The sequence below is a fragment of the Desulfovibrio sp. 1214_IL3152 genome (assembly GCF_036763055.1).
GTDB lineage: Bacteria > Desulfobacterota > Desulfovibrionia > Desulfovibrionales > Desulfovibrionaceae > Desulfovibrio.
The window spans coordinates 1-5102 of the sequence record NZ_JBAIYW010000452.1 but is presented as its reverse complement, the minus strand read 5'-3'; the positions used below and the strand labels follow the sequence as shown (position 1 = coordinate 5102).

Here is a 5102-nt window from a genome sequence, read left to right as displayed (position 1 = left end):
GGGGCGGTTACGGCAGCCCCAACCCCGGAGCGCCCCGCGGCGTCAAGGCTGCCCAGCGCGACTACTCCCGTGTGCTTGAAATAGACCCCGTTGCCATGAAGATCGTGTGGCAGTATACGCCGCACGAAGCAGGCTTCCTTGTGCCGCTGGACGCCTATCGCTTCTACAGCCCCTTCATCAGTTCGGCCCAGCGTCTGCCCAACGGCAACACCCTCATCTGCGAAGGTTCCGACGGCCGCGTGTTTGAAGTGACCGCCGAGCATGAAATCGTGTGGGAATACATCTGCCCCTACAAAGGCCACATCAGCCTGCCCATGAACTGGGTCTACCGCGCCTACCGGCTGCCCTACTCCTGGGTTCCCCAGGCGGATGCGCCGGAAGAAAAAGCCATTGAACCCCTGTCGGTGAAAGACTTCCGCGTACCTGGCGCGGCTCCCTTCGGGCCGATGTCCAGCGTCAAGGTCGAAGGCACCGTCGGCTACTACAGCGGCGCCGGGCACTGCGTGGCCGCCACCGAATAGACATTCCCCGTTTCGCTATCCCCTCCATGACCACGAGGCCCCGGTATCTGCCGCCGGGGCCTCATATTTTTATGCCACGGTACGCCCGGCCACGGTCACGGTCTTTTTGGATCAGACCATTTTTGTGAATACAGTCTCCGGGGCTGCCTGGTCCTGATCACGCTGCTCCGCAGCACATACGAAAAGGGCGGCGGGAAATTCCGCCGCCCCAGAACAGGATGTGTATCAACCGGAGCACGACAACTTTGAGAATAACCTTCGCAAAGCCTCCCGGCTCTCACTGCGGGCGCTTCCGGTACAGATAAACCGCGCTTGCACCCTTCGTGGCGGGCGTCTGCTCACGCAGCCGCCCAAGCAGGTTCAATCAAACTTGCTCCTAGAGCATTTAACACTTGAAACGCTCGCTTACGGCAGGCAAAAGCCTGCCTTCTCGCATTTCGTGGCAAGGATTTTCAAGAAAATCCTTGCAGAGCAGTTAACTCATTTCATTCGTTAACTACTCTAATCAGAACGTATAGCGGAAGCTGACGGAAACGCGCCAGTTGTCATCATACTGCGAATCCTCCACCCCATGCCAGGTGTCGGAATCAAGGTAAAGCTTCACATACGAACCTTCCAGGTTCACATGAAAATTTTCGTAAATCTTGTAGGTGTTGGAAAGGCTGGCTTCCCAGGCATGGTCTGTGGTGGTAAGATACGCCATAGGGCCGTCTGCTCTGGTGGGATAAGAGGTCATATTGGCGTTCTTGGGCATATCGGCGCTGTTGGTTCCCCAGAAGTAGGCAAACTTGAGCGTGTGCTTGAGGTCGTCAAGAATGCTCACGTCCTTGAGGCTCGCCACAACACCCGTCAGACCGCTGGGATTGTGTCCGAGCACTTTCCACGTATCCAGGTCAAAGAAGCCGCCGCCGAATCCCAAAGGCGTAACCGGCCAGGGAGAATTGAAGACCGGCAGACGTTCCGAACCGTTGTACGGATTATCGTCATCACCGCTGCCGTACCAGGCCAGAATCCCCGGTGTACCCCAATCCAGTTTGTAGTCTACGCGCATGGCTGCATACCAGCCTTCGCGGCGCAGCTGAAAGGTTTTGCCTGCCCCTTTCGGATCAAACAGGTTGTAGTTTTGCAGTTCGCCCATATCCACATAGCCGTAGGTGGCGTCAACAGCGAAATCCCACGGTTCCCACTGGCTCAGGTTGACAGTGATGCCGCCCCACCAGCCGTTGCCCCAGGTATTGTTGGCGTTGCGGTAATTCTTTTCAAAAGTCTGAAAATAGTTCATGCCGCTGCCGAGAACAGGCATGAGCCCGCCGCGCGGGGCATAGATGGCCGGCTCGCGCTGACCGGTATAGTCATTGATGCCGCGCAGGCTGTTTTCACCAATAAGGGCATACATGCCCCAGGGAGAAATTTTAAGCCCATCGGCCTTCATCGGCAACACCAGCGCGAAAACATCCAGGTTATCCAGATAGTTTTTGTCCAGCCTGCCGTTTTGCGTGTCTTGGGAGTTATCATTGTAGGGGCGGCCCCAGAACGCGGTTGCCCCCAAAGAAAAATCGTCATTTTTGTACACAGGGGTGTTTATCGTAATCCCTGCGGAAAACTGTCCGTATACGGCGCTCCAGTCCGTAACAAAACCGGGCAGCAGCATGGGCTGCAGGCCCATGCGCACCTTGGCTTCGGTCTTGGGGACAATCCAGTCAATATATGCCGCGCGTATGCCTACAACATTGCTGCCGTCAGCGCCCAGAGCCGCTCCGTCTTTGGCCGAACCCCAGTACTGGCCGTTGGTGCCTACAGTGATGATCAGGCTGCCCGATACATTTTCACTCGCCACAGCGTCTATCTGCGTGCGCAAACGCTGCAATGCCTGAAAGCTGTCGTTGCCGTGCACACCCAGCGGCGTGACGTTGGATGTTTCAAAGCTAAGCTCAAAAGCCCCTTTGACCTTGAAGTCAACTGCCTGGCCGCGGATCGGAATCAATACGGCCATGCAGCAAAGCAGCAGACCGGCAAGCTTATTGCCCATTGTTTTCATGTTCTCCTCCTGTGAAAATTGGTGCGGCCTCCTGCACCTCCCGTTACCTCCACAAGAGAAATGGCCTGTTATACGACTCGGCATTGTTGCGCATGCAACATTTTTTACAAAAAGTCCTTTTTTTCACATAAATTATAAAAACCAATATCCAATATAAATACAATAAATATTTACATTTTTAACATATGTGAAAAAAATCTTCCAAAAACGTTGCGTCAACAACAATAAAAAACCACCAACAAACTATTAATGGCACAACCTCCTTCTCCCGTTGATGTTTTTTCGAAAAGCCTGAAAAACTCAAGCTAGAGCAGTTTACGAATGAAACGAGTCAACTGCTCTGCAAGGATTTTCCTGAAAATCCTTGCCACGAAATGCGAGCAGGCAGGCTTTTGCCTGCCGTAAGCAAGCATTTCAAGTGTTAAATGCTCTAAAGACTAGAGCCAAAAGGGGAAATCCATGCCCGGCCAAGAAAAAATCAGCAACAATTATTTCGACGGTCTGAAAGTCTGCGGTCGCCATAAAGCCGTATTTTTCATTATTATGATGGCCTATTTTTGCGAACAGATGGACAACTGGAACTTCGGGTTCATCGCCCCGGCCCTGATGCAGCACTGGGGGCTGACCATGAAGGATATCGGCACGGTTACCTTCTGGTATTTTACGGCAATGACCTGCGGCGGATTTATGGGGGGCTTTATCTCGGACATGATCGGGCGACGCAAAACGTTCCTGATCGCCATCACCCTTTTCTCCACAGCCTCAATTATCAACGGACTCACTGACGATTTTCACATCTTTGTTGCGTCACGCGCCCTCACGGGATTTGGCGTCTTTTGCCTCATGGTCTGCTCACAGGCATATATTGCCGAAATGGCCCCTGCAGAAAGCCGGGGAAAGTGGCAAAACCTCGTGGCGGGCGTAGGTTTTTGCGCCGTGCCCGTTATCGGCATGCTCTGCCGGATCATTATTCCCTTGCATGAAGAAGCCTGGCGTTACATCTTCTACTTGGGCGGCATTGGCTATGTTGCCCTGTTCATCGCCTGGAAGTATCTGGACGAATCACCCCGCTGGCTTGTAAGCCGTGGGCGCATCAAGGAAGCCGAAGCGGTCATGCTTGACCTCACCCACATGAACATCGACCTTTCTGCGGCCGCCAGCAAGGTCAACACCAAAAAACCCCCGGTCAGCGAAGTATTGCTGGGCATGATCAGCCAGAAGTACATAAAGCGCACCCTGGTCATTCTTGTGCTTGTGCTCTGCACCAACCCGGCGACCTTTGTTGTGACAAACTGGACAGCCACCCTGCTCAAGGCTCATGGCTTTACTCTTGAAGAATGCCTGATGGCGACCACGCTTATTTCCATCGGCGTTCCCCTTGGCCTTTTTGCCTCAAGCACCTTTACCGATATGGGCGGACGCAAGATTCCCCTGGTGATCATGCTGGTCTGCATGGCCGTTCTGGCCCCCATCTTCGGCAACGTCAGCCTTTACTGGGTTGTCGTCGGCGTGGGCGCGCTGCTTACCGCTTTTGTCATGGGCCTGGGATTCACCATTTTCTCCTACACGGCCGAATCCTATCCCACGCATCTGCGTAACACCGCCACGGGTTTTCATTCTTCCATCGGCCGCCTTGCGGTAGCTTTTTCACAACCTCTCATTCCTGTTGTGTATGCAGCATACAGCTTTGACGGCGTGTTCTATATATTCAGTGCGCTCTGCATTGTACCCGCCATTGTGCTGGCTATATGGGGGGCGCGTACGGGCGGCAAGTCCCTTGAGGATATTGCCTAAACAACTGCATAAACCTTCCTGAGGCCGCGGCGCGAGCAGATGCGTAAGCCTGCTCGCGCCGCGCGGCCCCTTAACGGTAAACCGCCAAGGAGTATTGCCATGAGCATAACCCTTTACACCGCACCCGAATGCATCCGCTGCAAAATAGTCAAAAGCTTTCTTGCAGAGCGCGGGATGGAGTATGCCACAGTAGACTTCAAAGCTGATGCGCAAACCTTCAACACCTTCTATCGCGCCAACCGCAAGGCCATTTACCGCAATCCCGAAGGTGTGGAGTTTCCGCTGTTTGATGACGGCAAGGTCATCAAACAGGGATCCGGCGAAATCATCGCCTACCTGCTTTCCGGCCATGAGATGGAATGCTGCGTGACCAGAAGCGACATGCTTCACGGTAAAATTGCGGGCATCTATCCCTCCCGCTGCCCTGACGGCCAGGAAGAAAACCTGCTCATCCTTGTTGACCGCCTTGCCAAAGGCGGCCTTCAGGTCTGGCTGCAGGTGGACGGCCGCAAGCCCGCCCTGCTGGAAAAACTGCTGAACATCAAGGACGTACACGTCATCCTGAATGTCGTAGGCGGAGCAGATGCCGCTGAACGCATCTTCGGCGGCGCGCCCTCAAAAGAAGATCTGGCAAAAACCATTGCTCTTGTGCAGGCGTCTGCGGGCGGCATTATCCGCTTTTTGGCGGTCCCCCTCCCCGGCAACGACGGCCAGTGGGCATGGCCCCAGCGGACAGACGCGGCAGCAGC

3 protein-coding genes and 1 pseudogene are annotated in these 5102 nt (G+C 54.5%); 3 read left to right on the top strand and 1 reads right to left on the bottom strand.

Annotated features, from left to right (window positions below; translation table 11 throughout):
• Window positions 1–521: pseudogene (locus tag V6C07_RS09520) on the top strand (thioredoxin); the annotation flags it as partial.
• A gap of 505 nt (window positions 522–1026) precedes the next feature.
• Here the strand turns inward: V6C07_RS09520 and V6C07_RS09515 are convergent.
• Window positions 1027–2559, bottom strand: a complete 1533-nt coding sequence (locus tag V6C07_RS09515; protein WP_333536194.1) for an outer membrane homotrimeric porin — start codon at window positions 2557–2559, stop codon at window positions 1027–1029.
• Between the two features lie 459 nt (window positions 2560–3018).
• On the opposite strand from V6C07_RS09515, the gene V6C07_RS09510 reads away from it, so the two are divergent.
• Window positions 3019–4353 carry an MFS transporter gene (locus V6C07_RS09510; protein WP_333536193.1) on the top strand — a complete coding sequence of 445 codons (1335 nt, stop codon included), beginning with the start codon at window positions 3019–3021 and terminating at the stop codon, window positions 4351–4353.
• Window positions 4354–4452: 99 nt separating this feature from the next.
• Window positions 4453–5102 (top strand): hypothetical protein (locus tag V6C07_RS09505; RefSeq protein ID WP_333536192.1); only part of this gene is annotated, 650 nt, incomplete at its 3' end.

Excerpts from the sequence above, each read along its gene's own strand:
- V6C07_RS09515 (WP_333536194.1), bottom strand. The coding sequence starts at position 2,559 with ATGAAAACAATGGGCAATAAGCTTGCCGGTCTGCTGCTTTGCTGCATG.
- V6C07_RS09510 (WP_333536193.1), top strand. The coding sequence starts at position 3,019 with ATGCCCGGCCAAGAAAAAATCAGCAACAATTATTTCGACGGTCTGAAA.